This window comes from Ruminococcus sp. N15.MGS-57 (genome assembly GCF_000980385.1).
Lineage (GTDB): Bacteria > Bacillota > Clostridia > Oscillospirales > Ruminococcaceae > Hominimerdicola > Hominimerdicola aceti.
In genome coordinates, this window is sequence record NZ_LARF01000006.1 from 14,691 (window position 1) to 34,435 (window position 19,745).

18 protein-coding genes are annotated in these 19,745 nt (G+C 42.2%); 1 reads left to right on the forward strand and 17 read right to left on the reverse strand.

What is annotated here, in order from left to right; all coding sequences use genetic code 11:
* Nucleotides 1-188: 188 nt before the first annotated feature.
* Nucleotides 189-995, forward strand: a complete 807-nt coding sequence (locus WS40_RS01975; protein WP_046439746.1) for a mechanosensitive ion channel family protein — start codon at nt 189-191, stop codon at nt 993-995.
* A 32-nt stretch (nt 996-1,027) separates the two neighbouring features.
* On the opposite strand, the gene WS40_RS01980 is transcribed toward WS40_RS01975, so the two are convergent.
* The 17 genes from WS40_RS01980 to rapZ all read right to left on the reverse strand — a co-directional run bounded on the left by WS40_RS01980 (nt 1,028) and on the right by rapZ (nt 19,737).
* Nucleotides 1,028-1,285, reverse strand: a complete 258-nt coding sequence (locus WS40_RS01980; RefSeq protein WP_022286750.1) for a hypothetical protein — start codon at nt 1,283-1,285, stop codon at nt 1,028-1,030.
* On the reverse strand, nt 1,275-1,469 hold the full coding sequence (locus tag WS40_RS01985) for a hypothetical protein (protein WP_022286749.1): 195 nt from the start codon (nt 1,467-1,469) through the stop codon (nt 1,275-1,277). Before WS40_RS01985 ends, WS40_RS01980 begins: the two co-directional genes overlap by 11 nt.
* 42 nt (nt 1,470-1,511) lie before the next feature.
* Nucleotides 1,512-2,234, reverse strand: coding sequence for a ComF family protein (locus tag WS40_RS01990; protein ID WP_325208363.1), 723 nt, complete (start codon nt 2,232-2,234; stop codon nt 1,512-1,514).
* Nucleotides 2,203-4,449 carry an SF1B family DNA helicase RecD2 gene (recD2, locus tag WS40_RS01995; RefSeq protein ID WP_046439751.1) on the reverse strand — a complete coding sequence of 749 codons (2,247 nt, stop codon included), beginning with the start codon at nt 4,447-4,449 and terminating at the stop codon, nt 2,203-2,205. The genes WS40_RS01990 and recD2 overlap by 32 nt, the downstream gene beginning before the upstream one ends.
* 17 nt (nt 4,450-4,466) lie before the next feature.
* The gene (locus WS40_RS02000) at nt 4,467-4,811 is read right to left on the reverse strand and encodes a hypothetical protein (RefSeq protein WP_038671715.1); all 345 of its coding nucleotides are present in this window, start codon (nt 4,809-4,811) and stop codon (nt 4,467-4,469) included.
* Nucleotides 4,812-4,953: 142 nt separating this feature from the next.
* Nucleotides 4,954-5,796, reverse strand: a complete 843-nt coding sequence (locus WS40_RS02005) for a zinc ribbon domain-containing protein (protein ID WP_046439754.1) — start codon at nt 5,794-5,796, stop codon at nt 4,954-4,956.
* 94 nt (nt 5,797-5,890) lie between these two features.
* Nucleotides 5,891-6,625, reverse strand: a complete 735-nt coding sequence (locus tag WS40_RS02010) for a hypothetical protein (RefSeq protein WP_046439756.1) — start codon at nt 6,623-6,625, stop codon at nt 5,891-5,893.
* Between the two features lie 103 nt (nt 6,626-6,728).
* Nucleotides 6,729-8,843, reverse strand: a complete 2,115-nt coding sequence (locus WS40_RS02015; RefSeq protein ID WP_022286743.1) for a polyribonucleotide nucleotidyltransferase — start codon at nt 8,841-8,843, stop codon at nt 6,729-6,731.
* Between the two features lie 177 nt (nt 8,844-9,020).
* On the reverse strand, nt 9,021-9,287 hold the full coding sequence (gene rpsO / locus WS40_RS02020; RefSeq protein ID WP_022286742.1) for a 30S ribosomal protein S15: 267 nt from the start codon (nt 9,285-9,287) through the stop codon (nt 9,021-9,023).
* Between the two features lie 172 nt (nt 9,288-9,459).
* Complete coding sequence (gene folD / locus WS40_RS02025) at nt 9,460-10,314, reverse strand: bifunctional methylenetetrahydrofolate dehydrogenase/methenyltetrahydrofolate cyclohydrolase FolD (protein ID WP_046439758.1); 855 nt, start codon at nt 10,312-10,314, stop codon at nt 9,460-9,462.
* Nucleotides 10,315-11,568: a prolipoprotein diacylglyceryl transferase gene (gene lgt, locus WS40_RS02030; protein WP_046439759.1), complete on the reverse strand. Its 1,254-nt coding sequence runs from the start codon at nt 11,566-11,568 to the stop codon at nt 10,315-10,317.
* A gap of 41 nt (nt 11,569-11,609) precedes the next feature.
* Nucleotides 11,610-12,884: an EF-P 5-aminopentanol modification-associated protein YfmH gene (yfmH, locus tag WS40_RS02035; protein ID WP_046439761.1), complete on the reverse strand. Its 1,275-nt coding sequence runs from the start codon at nt 12,882-12,884 to the stop codon at nt 11,610-11,612.
* Nucleotides 12,877-14,163, reverse strand: a complete 1,287-nt coding sequence (gene yfmF / locus WS40_RS02040) for an EF-P 5-aminopentanol modification-associated protein YfmF (protein ID WP_046439764.1) — start codon at nt 14,161-14,163, stop codon at nt 12,877-12,879. The genes yfmH and yfmF overlap by 8 nt, the downstream gene beginning before the upstream one ends.
* Nucleotides 14,164-14,281: 118 nt before the next feature.
* On the reverse strand, nt 14,282-14,449 hold the full coding sequence (locus tag WS40_RS11270) for a hypothetical protein (RefSeq protein WP_325208364.1): 168 nt from the start codon (nt 14,447-14,449) through the stop codon (nt 14,282-14,284).
* A gap of 2 nt (nt 14,450-14,451) precedes the next feature.
* Complete coding sequence (locus WS40_RS02045) at nt 14,452-17,922, reverse strand: DNA polymerase III subunit alpha (protein WP_046439766.1); 3,471 nt, start codon at nt 17,920-17,922, stop codon at nt 14,452-14,454.
* Between the two features lie 2 nt (nt 17,923-17,924).
* Nucleotides 17,925-18,866 (reverse strand): DNA-binding protein WhiA, encoded by a 942-nt coding sequence (gene whiA / locus WS40_RS02050; RefSeq protein WP_046439768.1) that lies wholly within the window; start codon nt 18,864-18,866, stop codon nt 17,925-17,927.
* Nucleotides 18,867-18,879: 13 nt separating this feature from the next.
* Nucleotides 18,880-19,737: an RNase adapter RapZ gene (gene rapZ, locus WS40_RS02055; protein WP_038671699.1), complete on the reverse strand. Its 858-nt coding sequence runs from the start codon at nt 19,735-19,737 to the stop codon at nt 18,880-18,882.
* Nucleotides 19,738-19,745 lie beyond the last annotated feature (8 nt).

Consider the following 19,745-nt stretch of genomic DNA (forward strand, 5'->3'; position numbering starts at 1 on the left):
ACCAAAGCCACACAAATAGCAAGACTTTTTCCCACATTTTTTTCACAAAATTATCTCCAAGTCAACACCTATTTTTGTTATGATTTCTGATAAAAGTGCATAAATACGCAAAAAAACTTATATATTGGGCACACTTGCAAATATCATGTTAAGATGGTATAATATCTTTACATAATAATGTTACGGAGATGATTTTTTTGTCTGACAGATTTTTGAATTGGCTTGAGGAATTTACCCCACATCTTATAGCGGCGGCTGTTATTTTTCTTTTAGGAATACTTCTTGACAAGCTTGTTTTGAAGGTCATGCACAAAGGTTTGAGCATGCGTCGAACAGACGTGACTATACATAAATTTCTTACATCTGTGGTACACACTGTGTTGCTTATTATAATAATAGTAATGGCACTTTCTGCACTTCAAGTACCTATGTCATCAATAGTCGCAACTATCGGTGCAGCAGGTCTTGCTATCGGTCTTGCTCTTCAAAACAGTCTTTCAAACGTCGCAGGCGGCTTTATCATACTTTTTTCAAAGCCTTTTAAATGCGGTGATTATGTAAAAATAGGCGACTCAGAAGGAACTGTTGACGCTATCTCTATACTCTACACCACCCTAAAGACCCTTGAGAATAAGATGATATTTATACCAAACGGAGTTGTTTCACAATCGACTATTACGAATATAACTGCTGACGACAAACGTCGCCTTGAACTGAAATTCTCTATCAGCTACAATGACGACCACAACAAGGCAATGGCTATTCTTAGAGAAATGCTCAATGATGAGCCAAGGGTAATAAACGAGCCTGACAAGCCGCTTGTGGCTATCTGCAAGCATGGCGCAAGCGCTATAATCCTTATCATGCGTGTATGGATACCGACCGATGCTTACTGGGAGATACGATACAAATTTCTCAAAGAGGCAAAGGAACGCTTTGATGCAAACGGCATTTCCATACCATTCGACCAACTTGACGTACATATATCAAAATAACAAAAGTCCGCAGACGAGCATCTGCGGACTTTTTACCTCATATCTTCCCTGTTCTTATATAAAAATCTGTTCACATCAATACTGTCTGCAATTGGTAGCTTGGTTTTGTCACAGTATGTTTTTTCAAGACTTTCAAGCTTCTCTGCTATTCTAAGCTGACCGTCAAGCGCACTTTTTATACACTCCGCAAAAGGACTTCCGCATAGATCACTGTAGGTCTGACAAAACTCCTTTGAATACGCCTTGACAAAAAATCTTGCTTCTTTTATAATATTTCCGTCAGTTACCATTGTTATCCTCCAGACTTGTCAGCAACCCTGAACGCTGATTTTTCAAAGCCGCTGTAAGCTTTTGCATATCTTCCTTTAGCTGCGGCTCTTTTATCTCACTCACATAATGCTCAAACCTGTCTATCATGCAGTTTTCAGACACGATAAGTCTTTTTATCGCCGCAAACTGTTCCTCAGTTATCATAAAGACCGCCTCCCGATATTATTATACCGAAGGCGGCCTGTTTTATTCTTTGTGTTTTTCATCAAGAAGCGTTGTGGCTATTGCAGCACAAAACACCTTTTTAGCACCCATCTCTTTTAACAGCCTGCTACAGACATTGAGAGTTGCACCTGTTGTGTAAACATCATCAAATAGCAGGACATTTTTACCTTTTATATCAGCGTGTTTCGCTAGAGAATAATAAATATCCTCCGCATGAGTTTTTCGTTGAGCGGCAGTTAAAGTATGCTGTTCTGCGGTATCCCTTGTCCGTCCAAGCAGACGATGATCTTCCCTTATCCCAAGCTCCATAGCCGTAAAGTGTGCAAGCTTTTGTGCCTGATCATATCCCCTTTTACGGCGTTTTGATCTGTGCATTGGCACTGATGTGATGATATCCGCCTGCTGTGCGATACCATTTTCTCTGAGCACATTACCAAGAAGCTTCGCAGAATATTCCGCAAAATTAAGCTGTCTGCCGTCTTTAAGCTGATGTATTGCTTTCACGCAGATATCCTCATATCTCATAAGAGTATAAATGCTATCAAAATGTAGTGAATCATGATCCAGGCACTTATCCTTGCCGCACTTTTCGCACAATATTTTTTTATGAAAAGGCAGCTTACACTCACAATTTTTGCACAAAAGCTCGTCCCATTTTATAAAACTTCCACATATAGGACAACGATTAGGATAAACAAAATCAAGCAGAAATTTATATATCAAGCGTCTGCTGACCACTGTCATCACCCTCTACAAGCTCCATTAGCATATTTTTAAGCGCAGTATACCTCAAAGTGCGTTTATTATTATCTATCATAAAATCAACACGCTTTTTCGAGCCAACTATTATAAGCATTCTTTTGGCTCTTGTCACAGCCGTATAAAGCAGATTTCTGTAATAAAGCTTGTCAAATCCACCGAATACAGTGAGAATGACAACATCAAACTCAGAACCTTGGCTTTTATGCACTGTTATGGCATAGGCAAGCTCCAGATTATCCAGCATTTGCTTGTCATAGACAGCTATTCTGCCCTCAAAATCTATAGTCACAGTTTTAAGTATCTTGTTCACTGCAATTATTATGCCTATATCGCCGTTAAAAATGCCTGCGCCACTTTCGGTCTTGTCCTCAGTTATATACTTTTTCCAAAGAATGTCATAATCATTCTTGGTCTGCATGACCTTGTCACCTTTTCTGAAAGTATAAACAGGGGTCTTGACCTCTGATTTTCCTGCGGCAGGAGGATTAAGCTCCTGCTGTAGACGCTTGTTTAGCTCCACAGTACCCGCAGGACCTTTACGTGTAGGCGAAAGCACCTGAATGTCGTCTATGGGCGAGTAATCGTAGGCTTTTGGCAGCCTTGTTTTGCAAAGCTCCACCACAAGATCCTGAAGTTCTCCGTATTCAAGCCGTTGCATAAAAAAGAAATCCTTGTCCTTGCTGGCCAGGTCGATATGCTCGCCGTTTACTATCTTATGGGCGTTCATAACAATATCAGACTCCTGTGCCTGTCTGAAGATCTCTTTTAGTGTTACAACAGACATTACTCCGCTGTCAATAATATCCTTTAACACATTTCCTGCACCTACTGACGGAAGCTGATCGCTGTCCCCCACCAGAACGAGCTTGCAGGTAACGCTTATGGCTCTCAAAACGGCTTCAAAAAGGCAGGAATCCACCATGGACATCTCGTCGATTATCAAAGCGTCACAATCGAGAAGATTGTTTTCATCATGTATAAACGCAAGTGTGTCACCGCTTGTATGCTTCACTTCAAGAAGCCTGTGGATAGTTTTTGCGTCAAATCCCGTAAGGTCAGAAAGCCTTTTGGCGGCTCTGCCTGTTGGTGCGCATATCATAACGTTAAGTCCTTGCTGCTGATAAAGAGAAATTATAGCGTTGAGCGTTGTGGTCTTTCCTGTACCTGGTCCTCCCGTCAGCACAAGAAAACCCTTTGACAATGCAAGATTTATGGCTTCACGCTGTATTTTTTCATATTGTATGCCATTATTTTCCTCTTCAAGATCGATTACTTCGGAAAAATCTATCCTATTGTCATAAGAGATCTGCCGCATTATGGCAAGTCGCCTTGCTATGTAGTCCTCAGCTTTGTAAAAATCTGCAAGCATAACAAAACGTCTGCCATGCTTATCGTAATAGTAGAGGTTTTCCTCCTCAGTTTCATCCTCGATTACTTTTTTTATAAGCTTTTCATCAACATCAAGATAACTCACCGCTGTTTTCACAAGACTGTCTAAAGGCAGGCAGGTATGACCTTGGTCAGCGTTTTGTCTTAGAATATATGTAATGCCTGCCTTTATCCTGCACTCGCTGTCAGCAGGGATATCAGACTTTGCCGCAACTGCGTCCGCACGGGAAAATGACAGATCGACGCCCTGAATACAAAGCACATAAGGGTTTGATTTTATAATCTGCTCGGCAGTGTTGCCCCAACGCTTCCACGCCTTTATGCCATAAGAAGTTTCTATCTCAAATTTGTTAAGATATGACATAAGAGACCTTGCGGCAAAAGTGGTTTTGAACTCCTGAGATATTTTTTCCGCTTTTTTCACTGTTATCCCGTCTATCTCCGTGAGCCTGTCGGGAGTATTTTCTATTATGTCAAGGGTATCGTCCCCGAACTTGTTCACAAGCTTTTTTGCAAGTACAGGCCCTACGCCTGATATAGCACCGCTTGCAAGATAACGCTGAATCGCTGCAGAGGTAGTAGGCAAAGAACGCTCAAAGATATGCACCTTGAACTGCTCGCCGAACTTCTGATGTGAAGTGAACTCCCCTGTTACAACGAGATCTTCGCCCTCCTCAACGTCACCCATTTCGCCAACAACTGTGATAAGGTCATTGTCACAGTTAAGCATAAGCACACAGAAGCCTGTGTCCTCACTTTTAAATATTATGCTGTCAACCTCACCCTTGAGGGTCTTTAAATCTTCCATATTATTCTCCGAATGATCTATTTTTCATGGCATTTCAGCTCTCTGCGCTTGATAAAATCTGCAAGTTCAGTTATATCAACACAGTGAACGATGCTATAATCCTGTTCCAAACGCTTTGAAACATAATTTATCTCGCTTTTGTCAAGCTGAACGAGGATTATTTCTCTCCCATAATATTCAGGCTGAAAAAACTCCTCCCAATAACAGCTTTTTACCATATGTTCAAGCTCACGTGTATTCTTTTTACATGGGATAAGCAAATATCCTCCACGCTTGCCAACATTTCGCACCTTATACCATTTCACCCAAAACCAAATAACGACCGCCAGCACAAGAGCCAGAAGAAGTATAAGATTCAACACAAGATCACCTCCACATATTATTAGTACATTTTATGCGGAAAGCAGATTTTGTGTCATATGATTCATTTTACACCTTTTTGACGAAAAAAGCAAGATTTTTATGCAAAACAAAAAAGCTGCCCCGAAGGACAGCTTGAATTATTTACTTTATCTCAACTGAAGCAGCCCAATCCTTGAACTTATCTTCATACTTTGACTTATTTTTCTGCTCGCAGAGAAAATCAAAAATGTAGTAGCCACCGTTGCCCTCTGTTATAGAACTCATGCCATAATAATGTTTATCTCCTATGCTCTGGGTATAATAAATATATTTTGAATCCTTGCCTGTTATTTTCAAGGTTGTTGAGCCGTTTTCAAGGATAAAATCAAAGATATCCGATGCAGACTCGCCCTTGCCATAGCCGTAAAGTGCAATATCAGAATATGAAAGCTTAACAGCGTTTATGCCCACCTCGTTGTTGGAGAAGTTATCAAGGGCATACAGATTTTTACTGCTAGATTTCTCAATATCCGCAGGTGCTGTCATTGTATATCCTGTACCCTGTAATGTTTTCGTAGCTGTGTTTTTGTAAAAATATCTCACACCAAAAGCCACCAAGAACGCAAGGATAAACACAAGAACTGTCATCAAAGGCTTCGGTATGCCCTTTTTAGCAGATGTAACAGGCGCTATCTTATAAGGCTCATATGCACTGCCATAAGGCGTCTGAGCATTGCCATTCTGCGGAGGCGGATAACTCTGCTGAGCGTAGCCGTTCTGTGGCTGACCATAAGACTGCTGACCCTGAGCATAATTCTGCTGAGGTACTGCATTCACAGGCTGTGCTCCTGTTGTGTTACGCTTGCCAAAGCCAACATTCTCACCAAGGTTTGATGTGTCGATAGAATCCATATAACCGCTTGTTTCAGACTTCACAGCCGACCCACAATTAGGACAAAAAGCGTCAGTATCACTGATCTTTGCCGAACAAATAGGACATTTCATATTCTTTTCTCCCTCATATAATTTATGCTTTTATTCTAACATATGCTGTTTATTATGTCAATAATTTAACAAATCGTTTTTTATAAATTTTGTATTAATTGATATGGATAGTGCTTGCCCACTTTTCAAATTTCGGGTCATAGAAATCCTTTTCATCAGCCTTACATCCAAAAACAAACCAATAATATTTATAACCTGACTTTTTGCATAAAGCATAGTTATAAACTTCTTCGCCCGTTTTTGCACGATAGGTCATTTTAAGCTTGTTACCACTAGCATACACTTCTTTGTAGCTGTTTCCAAACTGACTTTTCAAATTGCCCTTCATGTAGGTAACAAACAGTTTCTCAGTAAGAATATCCGTTGTTTCGCCAGCAAGTGAAGAGTAATCAAGGATCATATACTGAAAATCGCTATTAACATCGGCGTACTTTCCGTTGGCTTTTACAGTTCCATCACTGCTCTGTGCCGCATAATCTATTGTGGTTGCCTTTTCAAGTGACCTTGGCAGTTCAACGCTAAAGTTCTCCTCTCTAATGGTATGGGTTGAAACATTGTGATAGTACCAATATCCAAAACCGATAGCTGCGCCCACAAATAATGCCAGCAAAAGGATAAGCACCTTTTTGCCTATAGACATATTCTTTCCCACTGCCCTCACATTGCTGTTAAGACCATTGTCAAAGCCATTGTTGAAGCTATTATTGAAACTATTGCCATACCTCGGCTGTGCCGAATTTACCCCTGTCATTTCAATAACTCTTGTGCCACAATTCTGACAGCAAATGCTGTTAGGCAGAATATCGCACCCGCATACTGTACATCTCATAAAGATACCCCCTATAAAAATTTATTACTTTTATATTAACATACTTCTTCTTTTTTGTCAACAAAAAAAGCGGACAGCACATAGCCGCCCGCTTAAAAACTTATTACTTAGCGTTCTTCTTAGCTTCGATATCAGCAAGAGCGTCTTTTCTTGAAAGATTGATCCTGCCCTGATCGTCTATTTCCATTACCTTAACAACGATCTCGTCGCCAACTGAAACGACGTCCTCGACCTTTTCTACTCTTGATTTGTCAAGCTTAGAAATGTGTACCAAACCGTCCTTACCAGGAGCTATCTCAACGAAAGCACCAAAGTTCATGATCTTTACTACCTTACCTCTGTAGATAGCACCTATCTCAGGGTCATTAGCGATAGTATTGATGATATTGATTGCCTGTTCAGCCTTTTCCTTGTCGATACCTGAAACGAATACGCTACCGTCCTCAGATATGTCTATCTTAACGTCGCACTCAGCAGAGATCTTCTGAATTACCTTTCCGCCTGAGCCGATAACTTCTCTGATCTTGTCAACCGGTACCTTTGTTGCCAGCATCTTAGGTGCCCACTTGCTTACCTCAGCACGAGGAGCAGGGATAGCCTTGAGCATTATCTCATCAAGAATATACATTCTTGCTTTTCTTGTCTTTTCAAAAGCACTTGCGATTATCTCAGGTGTCAGACCGTCAACCTTGATATCCACCTGAATAGCTGTGATACCGTTCTTTGTACCGCCTACCTTAAAGTCCATATCGCCGTAGAAGTCCTCAAGACCCTGAATGTCTACCATAGTCATCCAGCTGCCGTCCTCCTTAGTGATAAGACCGCATGAGATACCGGCAACAGGCTCTTTGATAGGAACGCCTGCGTCCATAAGTGCAAGTGTAGAACCACAGATAGAACCCTGTGATGTAGAACCGTTTGAAGAAAGCACCTCAGATACGCATCTGATAGCATATGGGAACTCTTCAACAGAAGGAATAACCGGAACGAGTGCTCTCTCAGCAAGTGCGCCGTGACCTATCTCTCTTCTTCCCGGGCCTCTTGAAGGTCTTGTTTCACCAACAGAATATGAAGGGAAATTGTACTGATGCATATATCTCTTGGAAGTTTCCTCGTCGATACCGTCAAGTTTCTGAGCGTCTGAAACAGGGCCAAGTGTTGCGATAGTCATGACCTGTGTCTGACCTCTTGTGAAGATACCTGAACCGTGTACTCTTGGGAGAACGCCAACTTCAGCAGCAAGTGGTCTTATCTCATCGATACCTCTGCCGTCAACACGCTTGCCCTCATAGAGCCAGTTTCTAACTATCTTCTTCTGGAGCTTATACATAACTTCGTCAAGAACAGCAGTGTTATCCTCGCACTGCTCGTCGAACTTCTCATGAACAGCGTCGATTATTGGCTGGAGTCTTGCGTCTCTTACATTCTTATCATCAGTATCAAGAGCGACCTTTACCTGCTCGCCTACCATTGCTTCAACAGCGTCGAACAGATCGTGGTCAACTTCCATTGACTCAAACTCAAACTTAGGTTTACCGATCTGAGCCTTGATATCGTTGATGAACGCTACCATTTTCTTTATCTCTTCATGACCTGTCATGATAGCCTTGAGCATAAGATCGTCAGGTATCTGGTCTGCACCTGCTTCGATCATAACGATCTTTTCAGCTGAACCTGCAACAGTCAGGTTAAGTCTGTTCTTAGCTCTCTGCTCAAGAGTTGGGTTGAGCACCAGCTCGCCGTCAACGTAACCTACGTTGATAGATGCAACTGGGCCGTTCCAAGGGATATCAGAGATAGAAAGTGCGATAGATGTAGCTATCATACCTGTGATCTCAGGTGAGTTGTCAGGGTCAACAGAAAGAACTGTCATAACAACTGAAACGTCATTTCTCATATCCTTTGGGAAAAGAGGTCTGATAGGTCTGTCTACACATCTTGATGCAAGAATAGCCTTGTCAGAAGCCTTGCCTTCTCTCTTTGTGAAAGAACCTGGTATTCTGCCTACTGCATACATTTTCTCCTCAAAGTCAACTGAAAGTGGGAAAAAGTCAACACCCTCTCTTGGCTTTGCGGAAGCTGTAACGTTAGCCATTACGACCGTTTCACCGTATCTTACCCAGCAAGAGCCGTTAGCAAGTCCGCAGGTCTTACCTGTTTCAACTACTACAGGTCTGCCTGCATATGTCGTTTCAAAAGTTTTGAAATTCTCAAACATTGTCTTTCCTCCATTTTAGAAATTTAGTTTTTTCTGTATGGTGAAAGCATTAGCAATAAACAGGACATACGAGCTTCATACATTCTGTTTAATGCTAAGTTACCTTTCACCAACAGTTCAAATAAACACCAAAAGGCAGTGGCAATAAATGCCTCTGCCTTGATGTCAGTTACATGATTACTTACGGATACCCAGCTTTTCGATAGTAGCTCTATATCTTTCGATATCCTTCTTCTTGAGGTAGTTGAGAAGATTTCTTCTCTTACCGATCATCTTGAACAGACCGCTTCTTGAGTGATTGTCCTTCTTGTGTGTCTTGAGATGTTCTGTAAGGTCGCTGATTCTCTTTGTAAGGATAGCGATCTGTACCTCAGGTGAACCTGTGTCTGTTTCGTGAGTTCTGTTAGCTTCGATAACAGCTGTCTTTTCGTCTTTTCTAAGCATTTTTTTGTACCTCTTTCGTTAAAATATTTCCGATGTAAAAGAATATGGCAGGTAACTTTCCCACTTACGGGCGTGACCCATATTCTGTTGCATGGATATGTTGCAGTAAGCAACTCATATATTATACATTATTTCAGACAAATTGTAAATAGTCTTAACAGAAATTTTACAACTATTCTATGCCGTGATGAGCCTTGCCTGCTGTGAGTGTGTTTCTCATAAGCATTGCAATGGTCATAGGGCCGACTCCGCCCGGAACAGGTGTGATAAATGAAGCCTTATCCTTGCAGTCCTCAAAATCAACGTCACCGCAAAGCTTGCCGTTTTCATCACGATCCATACCAACGTCGATAACTACTGCGCCCTCCTTGATATATTCAGCGGTTATCATCTTTGGTCTGCCAACAGCCGCCACCAGTATATCTGCTCTCTGGCAAACTTCTTTAAGATCTTTTGTCTTTGAATGGCAGATAGTAACAGTGCCGTTATTATGCAAGAGCAACATAGCCTGCGGTTTGCCAACGATATTGCTTCTGCCAACCACTACACACTCTTTGCCTGCAATGTCAGTACCTGTTGACTTGATAAGCTCCATAACGCCGGCAGGTGTGCATGGCAGAAAGCTGTAATCGCCTATCATTATTTTGCCCACATTTACAGGGTGGAAAGCGTCAACGTCCTTGTCAGGTCTGATGTTATTTATTATCACTTTATCGTCAAGGTGCTTTGGCAGAGGGAGCTGAACGAGTATTCCGTCCACCCTGTCGTCATCATTAAGCTTTTTGACAAGGTCGAGAAGCTCTTCTTCTGTTGTTTCCGCAGGGAGAGCATACTTAAATGAATTAAAGCCCACAGTTTCACAAGCCTTTTCCTTGTTTCTTACATAGACCTGTGAAGCAGGGTCATCACCTACGATGACCACTGCAAGACCTATCTCTATGCCCTGCTCTTTGAGCTTCTCTGTTTCAAGTCTTATTTCTTCCTTGACCTTGGCTGATACTGCCTTGCCGTCAATTATCTGTCCCATTTATTCTTCCTCCGTATCCTTTTCATCTGTATCTTTTACTTCGCTGTCAGCGTCCTCAGAGTCCTCGTCAAGTATGGACTTATACTCTTCCTCGGCTTTGGTGTGTGACTCCTTGTCCTTTTCCTCAGCTTCTTTAAGCTTATCTTTCTGAGCCTGCTTGCCGAACTTTTCGTCATATTCTTTTTGAAGCTCAATAAAGCTTTCGCCCTTATCCTTGGCTTCCTTTATCTTGTGCTTAAGTTCTTTCTTCTCTTTCTGGATATCATTGTAGCTGTTATACTGTTCAAGCTGAGCCTTTGAAAGTTCTGTATCAACGAACAGCTTGTAATCGCTGTTTCTCTTTGTGATACCTCTGAACACGATTATAAGTACAAGTGAAGCAAGAACACAAGTGCCTGCAACAAGCTGTGATACTCTTATGTTTCCAAGATAGAGCGAATCTGTTCTCAGGCCCTCGATGAAAAATCTTCCCAGACCGTACCAGCCTGTGTACATAAGGAATACTTCGCCGTCAAACTTGCGGTGTTTAAGATAGAAATGCAGGATTATAAATCCAATAAGACACCAAATAGATTCATAAAGGAAGCATGGGTGGATAGGGTCAAGAGCCGACACTTTGCCGCCAAGCTCGTCATAATGGTTTGAGATATATTCCATTGTGGTGTTGCTTATCATGCCCCAAGGAAGCTTTGTGTTTGCACCGAAGGCCTCCTGATTGAAGAAGTTGCCCCAACGTCCGATACACTGACCGATAAGAAAACATGGTGCGACCACGTCAAGAAGCGCAGTAAGCTTCAGCTTTCTTACTTTAGCTATAATTCCGCCCACGATTATCGCACCGATAAGTCCGCCGTAGATAGCAAGACCTCCGTCACGAATATCGAAAAACTCTGAGAATTTCATGCCCTCTGTATTAAAGATGATATAATAAAATCTTGCGCCAAAGATAGCTCCAATAAGTCCGCCGATAACGGAATCTGTCGCTCTATCAGGGTCGATACCTACGGTCTTCATTCTTCTGAAGCCGTATATCATTGCAAGAAGAATACCGATGGTTATCAAAAAACCATACCAATATATCTTGAAATTCGTACCTGGCACTGTAAAAAGCACTCTGTCGATATCAATACCCTCTTTGAAGATATTGTCACCCTTTCCGAAATTGGGGAAATAAACTCTGTTCGGAAACTCTCTGAGTTTTTCCCTTATTGCGTCATTTGCCGAAGAGTCGGCAAGAAACTGCAATGCTGTCATAAATTTATCATTCCTTTCACTGAGTCTGTGGCTCAAAATACCTACTTATTATCTACCACGGAGATAGACGACTTTTCAGGGTCGAACATTTCTTTTACGGCGTTTTCGCAATCCTCCACAGTCATTTCTGCAAGAACCTGTGCTTCATAGAAAGCGTCAGAGTTTTCAAAATAGCTTTCTGCAAGATAATCTGCTGCTCTTTCAGGATTATTCATTCCTCTTACTATTTCGCCGTACATAGAACGCTTTATCATATCAAACTGCGACTTGTCAAAGCCCTCTTTCTTTACACGCTCTATCTCAGCTAGATAACGGCGATAAAGCTCTTCGGGGTCATGGGATTCACCTGATATTATTGGAGAGAATACTCCACAGCTTGTGAACACTTCGACACCGAACTGCGAATTTATCAGTCCGTCATCAAAAAGCTGTTTATAAAGAGGTGACGAAGAGCCAATGAGCAGATGAAGCGCAACTGACGCTGTTCCAGCCTTTTTAAAAAGTTCTCTGCCCTCATAAGGCTTGCACTTGAAGCCGATATTGAAAAGTGGCAGACCCACAGGGAAGCTCTGAAATATCTTTTTCTGCGCTACATTCTCAGGCTCATCAGGGAGCTTTGTTTCAAGCTCCATATTCTCGCATGGCTTCAACATTTTATCGCATATTTCCATGACCTTATCCTCGTCAACATTTCCTGCAACGGCAAGGACCATGTTGTGAAGATTATAGAAAGTGTAGTAACACTTATAAAGAAGATCAGGGGTTATCTCAGCAATAGTATCAACAGTTCCTGCAATATCTATCTTTATAGGGTGGTTTACATACAGAGCTTTCAGCAGATTATAAAAACACTGTCTTTCAGGAGAATCTGCACACATTTTTATTTCCTGACCGATTATTCCCTGCTCCTTAGCCACAGATTGCTCTGTAAAATATGGCTTCTGAACAAAGTCAAGAAGTATTTCAAGAGAATCCTCCCAGTTTTCCGAGCAGCTGAACGTATATGCCGTTTCATCAAAAGACGTGAAAGCATTTGCGTTGGCACCAGTTTTTGCATATAAGTCAAAAACATCTGTGTCCTCGTTTTCAAAAAGCTTATGCTCAAGAAAATGGGCTATGCCCTCAGGCACAGTGATGAAATCTTTGCTGTCCTTGGTCTTAAAACAGTTGTAAATTGAGCCGTACTTTGTGGCAAATATGGCTTCTGTAGTTGTGAAGCCCTCCATTTTCCACACAAGCACGTCAAGTCCTGACGGGTGATGAAAAACGCTGTAGCTCTCGCCCAGTCGCTCGCTCTTTACGATCTCCTTATTCATCACAGTCCTCCTCTTCCTCGCCTCTGATAACGAAAACAGTATCAGGCTTAAAAGTCTTTGCACAGCTTATTATGTCCTCACGAGTAAGCTTTGCTATCCGCTCGTTTATCTCCTCAGGAGTGAAAGCTGTGTTTCGTGTGTTCTGCGCTGCATACCAACCCATGATATCATATATGCTGTCATAATTTGACTTAAAGCCTCCGCAAAGAGATTTCTTTGTGTTTTCAAGCTCCTCATCTGTAAAGTCGCCGTCGCATATCGCCTCAAGCTGCTCTTCGATAGCTTTTTTTGCCTTTTCTATGTTACAGCTTTCAACTCCACTGTCGATAAAAAGCGTGCCCTTTCTGTCGGCATATGCAGAGGAACAATAATAACAAAGGCTCATCTTTTCTCTTACGTTTGCAAAAAGCTTTGAAAAAGGCGTTGCTCCGAGAAGCATACAGAAAAGCTTTGCGGTGTAGATATCCTCATAATCAGACTTGAATGCCATGACCATTTTGCTTTGGATTACCTGCATTTTAAGCTCTCTATAAACAGGCTCTGCCTTTGCAGGTGAATTGTGTCTGTAGTCTATCTTCTCCACAGGTGAAACTCTTATAAGAGCAGCCATTTCATTTCTTATAAGATTTTCCGCAGCAGCCGTGTTTCCGCCGCCTGATATGGTTATCTCTATCTTTGCACTTTCAAGAAGCTTTTTGTGTTGTCTTAACAGATCCTCCTGAGTTATGTTCTCAGCAAGCTCCACAGTTCCAATTGCAGACACAGCCGCAGGCTCGCCCTCAAATATGACCTTTTTCGCCTGCAAAAGTGCATAGCCACGCTTGTCATTGACAGTGGCAACAATAGCGTCGATAAGCTCCTGCTTTCTCAAAGTAAAATACTTCTCACAGAACTTTCCGTTAACAAGGTGCGGTCTTATCAGACAATTCAGAAGCTGTCTTACAACCTGAACGGATATTACTTCGCCGTCTATAGTATAATCGTCGCCGATAAAGCTCGCAGACAGTCCCACAGACTGATAATCGCCTATGGTACCACAGTTGGTGCCTATGCTCGAACCATACAACCCGGTGAGTGTGGAAGTAAGCTTTGTTCGTGAAGGTATCTCCGCATTCGATGTCACAAGAACTGTTTGAAGCATTGCATTGACGCAGGCTGTTTTTTCGTTCAGCGGTGATATAAATGCAATCTTCACGCAGTTTGACTTGAATTTCTTGTCATATATTCTTGTAAGAGATATCCCTCTGCCGAGTTCTTCCCTACTATAAGATACAGCCATTTGATTACTCCTTCAAGCGTTTTCACGCTAAAATTTTTCGTGATAACACGATAATAATATAGTATATCACATTCCTGTGCAGATTTCCATACTTTTCACAAGAATTTCATAAATGCACTTATTCTATTACCGTATAAATGAAATTTTCCCAGTGAAGCATTGTTTCCTCGTCTGTTTCGTCAGGCAAAAGCGCTCTTGCCATAAGAAGATCTTCGCCTGTGTCCACATTGAGAAGATGTGCATAATCACCGTCAATTTTTGTTACCTTATATGTTCTTGGCTCCATTTTTATTCTCCTTTTCTGTCCATAAATACCACGTTCTCAGCACCCAGTCTGTTTTCAAGTTCGACAAGCAGTTCAGGACACATTTTCACAGCATGAACAGACTTTATGCCTGTCATTTTGCGTATATCGCTGAAAAATACCGCAAACTTTGAACCAGTCTGCGCTCTGTATTTCTCGGCTATAGTTCTAACAGCCTTTATGCCCTCTGCATCTCTTGAAACAAGCCTTACGCAAATATCCCTTTGAAGCTGTAATGAGCAAAATCTATCGACAGGCTCGAGCATATCCGCAAGTATCTTAGGTTCTTCTTCCTCTTTACATGATATCTTGCCTTTGACGTGTAGAAGCGCTCTGTCTTTTATAAGGCCTCCCATAGTTTGAAAAACTGACGGAAAAACCACTATCTCTAATGTTCCGAACTTGTCTTCAAGCTCCACAAAACACATCATATCGCCTTTTTTGGTCTTTAGCATTTTTCTGCCCCTGACCATTCCTGCATAGTCTACTTCCGCCCCATCAGCGAAACGTTTATCAGCCATTCCGCCCTCGTCTGTACAGGCTTTTATGAGCTGTGCAGAGGTGACGCACCTTGCGGCTGAAATCACACAGTCAAAGCGGTCTATAGGGTGGGCAGATATATACATACCAAGAGCTTCATGTTCAAATTCAAGAAGCTGCTGTTCGTCAAACTCGCCGCAGCGTTCTATCTTCTTTTCCATTGGCAAAGCAGCACCCATGCCAAACAAGTCAAGTTGACCCTCAATCACACTTCCGTCTGACCGAGTTACGCTTTTCATTATGTCCTCGCAAGCATTGAGATGTTCACGTCTGGTGTATCCAAAACCGTCAAAAACTCCACTCTTTATAAGTGCTTCCACTGTTCTCAGGTGGATATCTCTGCCCGAAACTCGTGTACAAAAGTCTTGAAGCGAACGGAACGCTCCACCTGATTTACGCTCAGAAACTATCCTGTCGATAGCCCCCTCACCAAGTGACTTAACCGCAAGAAGTGCAAAGCGTATTCCCTCAGGCTCAGCCACAAAACCGCTTTCGCTCTTATTTATATCCAGCGGCAAAATTTTAACGCCACTTTTGCCAACATCTGCGATATATCCGTAAAGCTTGTCTGTGCTGTCAAGAAGCGTGATAGTCATAAGTGCCGCCATGTATTCTTTATAGAAATGACATTTTAAATACGCTGTCTGATATGCGATAGTTGCATAAGCCGCCGCATGGGATTTGTTAAAGGCATAGCTTGCAAAAGAGGTCATTTCGTCAAATATCTCATTGGCAACATTAGCGGGCACACCGTTTGCCACTGCACCACAGCACTGCCCTTTCTCACCGTAGATAAACGCTTTTCGCTCGTTTTCCAAAACAGCCGCTTTCTTTTTAGCCATTGCTCGCCTTACGATATCCGCTCTGCCGTATGAATATCCTGCGAGCGTGCGGAATATCTGCATTACCTGCTCCTGATAAACTATACAGCCGTATGTCACTTCAAGTATGCCTTTGAGCAATGGGTGCTTATACACTATCCTGTCAGGTTCATGGCGGTTTCGGATATATGTTGGGATCGAGTCCATAGGTCCTGGGCGGTAAAGGGAGATAACAGCGATAAGGTCCTCTAATCTTTCAGGGCGAAGCTTCATGACAGTTGCAGTCATTCCTGCACTTTCAAACTGGAAAACACCCTCCGTTTTGCCCTGTGACAGCATTTCATATACCTTTTTGTCATCAAGAGGTATCTTCTCCAAGTCAAAATCAGGGTGAGTTTCTATCACCTGCTTTCGGCAGTGGTCTATAATGGTAAGGTTGCGGAGTCCGAGAAAATCAATTTTAAGAAGTCCCAATCGTTCAAGCACTGTCATTGTATACTGTGTGGAAACCTGTCCGTCACGAGAATAGAGAGGAACGTAAAAGTTAACGGGCTCTTTTGTGATAACAACGCCTGCTGCGTGGGTGGACACGTTTCGTGGCATACCCTCGACGCTCATGGCAATATCAAGAAGTTGTCGTATCTTCATATCAGTCTTATAAAGGGAACTAAGCTCAGGTATATTCTCTATGGAATATTTAAGTGGCTGACCTCTAGGTATTTTCTTTGCAAGCATATCTCCTGTCTGATAAGGCAGACCCATTGCTCTTGCCACATCTCTCACTGCCTGCTTTGCTGCAAGTGTGCCAAAGGTCGCAATCTGCGCCACATGGTCAGAGCCGTATTTCTCCACAACGTAATCAATAACACGCTGTCTGCCCTCCATGCAGAAATCTATATCGAAGTCAGGCATAGAAACTCTTTCGGGATTGAGAAAACGTTCAAAAAGCAGATCATATTTCAGCGGGTCAATACCCGTTATGCCTATGCAATAAGCACACAGACTTCCTGCACCTGAACCACGTCCGCAACCAACAGGTATACCGTGGGTCTTTGCATAGTGAACAAAATCCCACACGATGAGATAATAGTCAGTATATCCCATTCTCGTTATAACGTCAAGCTCATAGTCAACACGTTTCAAAGCCTCTTTTGTAGGATTTTCATAACGTTTATAAATCCCTTTCATGCACATATCGCGAAGAAACTTTTCGTTATCCGAAACACCGTCTATATGGAAATACGGAAGCTTTGTTTTGCCAAACTCAAAGCTTACATTACATCTGTCAGCTATCTTTACTGTATTCTCCAGCGACTCAGGCTGAGAGGGAAAAAGCTCCGCCATTTCTTCTGCTGACTTTACATAAAACTCGTTTGTCGGAAATTCAAGCCTGCTTGGGTCGTCTAGTGTCGTGCCTGTTGAGATACACATTAGCACACGTTGCGCATTAGCGTCTGAACGTCTGAGATAGTGTGCGTCATTAGTGCATACAATCGGTATTCCTGTTTCTCGTGAAAGCTTTATAAGCATAGGCAATATTCTCTGCTGGTCTGCAAACTTATGATTTTGAAGCTCTATAAAGTAATTATCCCTGCCAAATATATCACGATATTTAAGAGCAGTCTGCTTTGCAGCCTCATAATCGCCATTGGTAAGCTTTCTGGGTATCTCACCCGCAAGACAAGCCGACAGACAGATAAGCCCATTATGATATTTTTCAAGCAATTCAACATCTACTCTCGGTTTGCTGTAAAAGCCCTCTGTATATGCCACCGACACAAGCTTTATAAGATTTTGATAACCCTCGTTGTTTTCGCACAGAAGCACAAGGTGGTAAGGCGAACTGTCTATCTTCGCTAGCTTGTCAAATCGTGTTCTTGGTGCAACATACACCTCACAGCCTATTATAGGCTTTATGCCCTGAGCAAGGCACTCGTTGTAAAACTCCACTGCTGCGAACATATTTCCATGGTCTGTGACCGCAACTGCTTTCTGTCCAAGCTCCTTTACACGCAAAACAAGCTCCTTGATACGGCAGGCGCCGTCAAGGAGCGAATATTCACTATGAAGATGTAGATGTACAAACTCAGGCATTTTTATTCCTCTTTCAGTGCAAGACCTTTTTCAACTCTTATCCTGTCAGCTATCTCTGCTATCTTCTGCAATCTGTGGTTTGCCCCCGAACGTGAGATAGGAGGATCTATGGCTGCACCAAGATCTTTAAGATTGTAGTCGGGATTATTATATCTAAGCTCAGCTATCTCCTGCAAATTATCAGGAAGAGAATAAAGCCCCACTGTCTCGTCTATAAGCTCGATATCGCTTATCTGCTTTTCCGCTGCTTTCAGCGACTTCTCTATATTGGCGTTATCGCAGTTCACCGCTCGGTTTATCTTGTTGCGCATATCTTTCATCATTTTTACGTTCATAAGTTCAAGCGAACACATAGGCGCACCCATAAGAGTAAGCATATCTATGATATTCTCAGACTCTTTTATGTAAACTATCTGTGCGTTCTTACGTTCAACGTGCTTTGGAGTGATATCGTAATTATCTATAAGCAGCATACCAAAATCATTGCAAAGCTCTATCGTTGGCATAACGAACTCCATATGATATTTTTTCTCAGGATTGTTCACCGAACCGCAGGCAAGAAATATACCAGCCACGAGCTGTGGGTAAAACTTCTCTTTAGGCAGGTCAGCTTCTTCCAAACGCCTGCTCTTATCCATTCTGAAATAGTCAAGAAGTGTGAGCCTGTCGTCACGCTCAGGAATATCCAAAGCATAAAGCACAACGCCGTTTCGCTTTTTCTGCTCTGTGACTAACACTGCGTTTTCATTACCAGTTATCCTGCCAGTGTTCAACACGAAAAAGTCTGCTACCGCTTTGTTTTCAGTGAGAAAAGAAATCTCATCATCTGACAGGCAGTTACAGTACGTGAGCATACCCATCATGCACACGTCAGCCTTTGGCTTTGAATTTATCTTGCTGATTATTTCTTCTTTTGCTCTGTATGAAAAGGATACGTCCTCCAACTTTCAAACCGCCTTACTGATTATTTATATCTCTGTGTGTTATTCTTATCCTGTGACCTTGCTTTCTCAGATGCTCCGCAACTGCTTCTGCAAAGGTAACGCTCCTATGCTTTCCGCCCGTACAGCCGAACGCTATAACAAGCTGTGACTTGCCCTCTTTTTCGTAAAGAGGTATGAGATAGTCGATAAGATCTGTTAGCTTGCCTAGAAGCACTTTGGCTTCGTCAAAGCTCAAAACATAATCATAAACGTCCTTGTCAAGACCTGTTTTGTTCTTAAGCTCAGGTACATAAAACGGATTAGGCAGACACCTTACGTCAAATACAAGGTCGCCCTCGCTCATTGCACCGAACTTGAACCCGAACGACTGAACGTCAATATGCATAAACTCGTTGTTTCCAAGGAATATGGAATAAAGCCTTTCCTTAAATTGAGCTGTTGAGCTTCTGGACGTGTCTATATAAAAATCAGCCTGTGCTTTTATAGGTCTTAATATCTCACGCTCAGTTTCAATAGCTTTTCTTATGTTTCCATATGACACCTCGTCAAGAGGGTGCTTTCTTCTTGTTTCCTTGTATCTTCTCACGATAACGTCATCTGAGCTGTCAAGGAAAAGTATTTTAAGACTCACGCCCTCGCCCTGAAGCTGCTTTACTGTGTCTTGAAGCTTCAGAAAAAGGTCGCCGCCTCTTATATCAACAACAAACGCTACCTTGTCTATTTTTCCGTCAGACTGACTGCATATGTTTGCAAACTTTGGGATAAGCTCAGGCGGCATATTATCAACGCAGTAATATCCTATATCTTCAAGCACATTCACGGCACTTGATTTTCCCGATCCTGACATACCAGTAATTATCACAAACTGCATAACGTTCA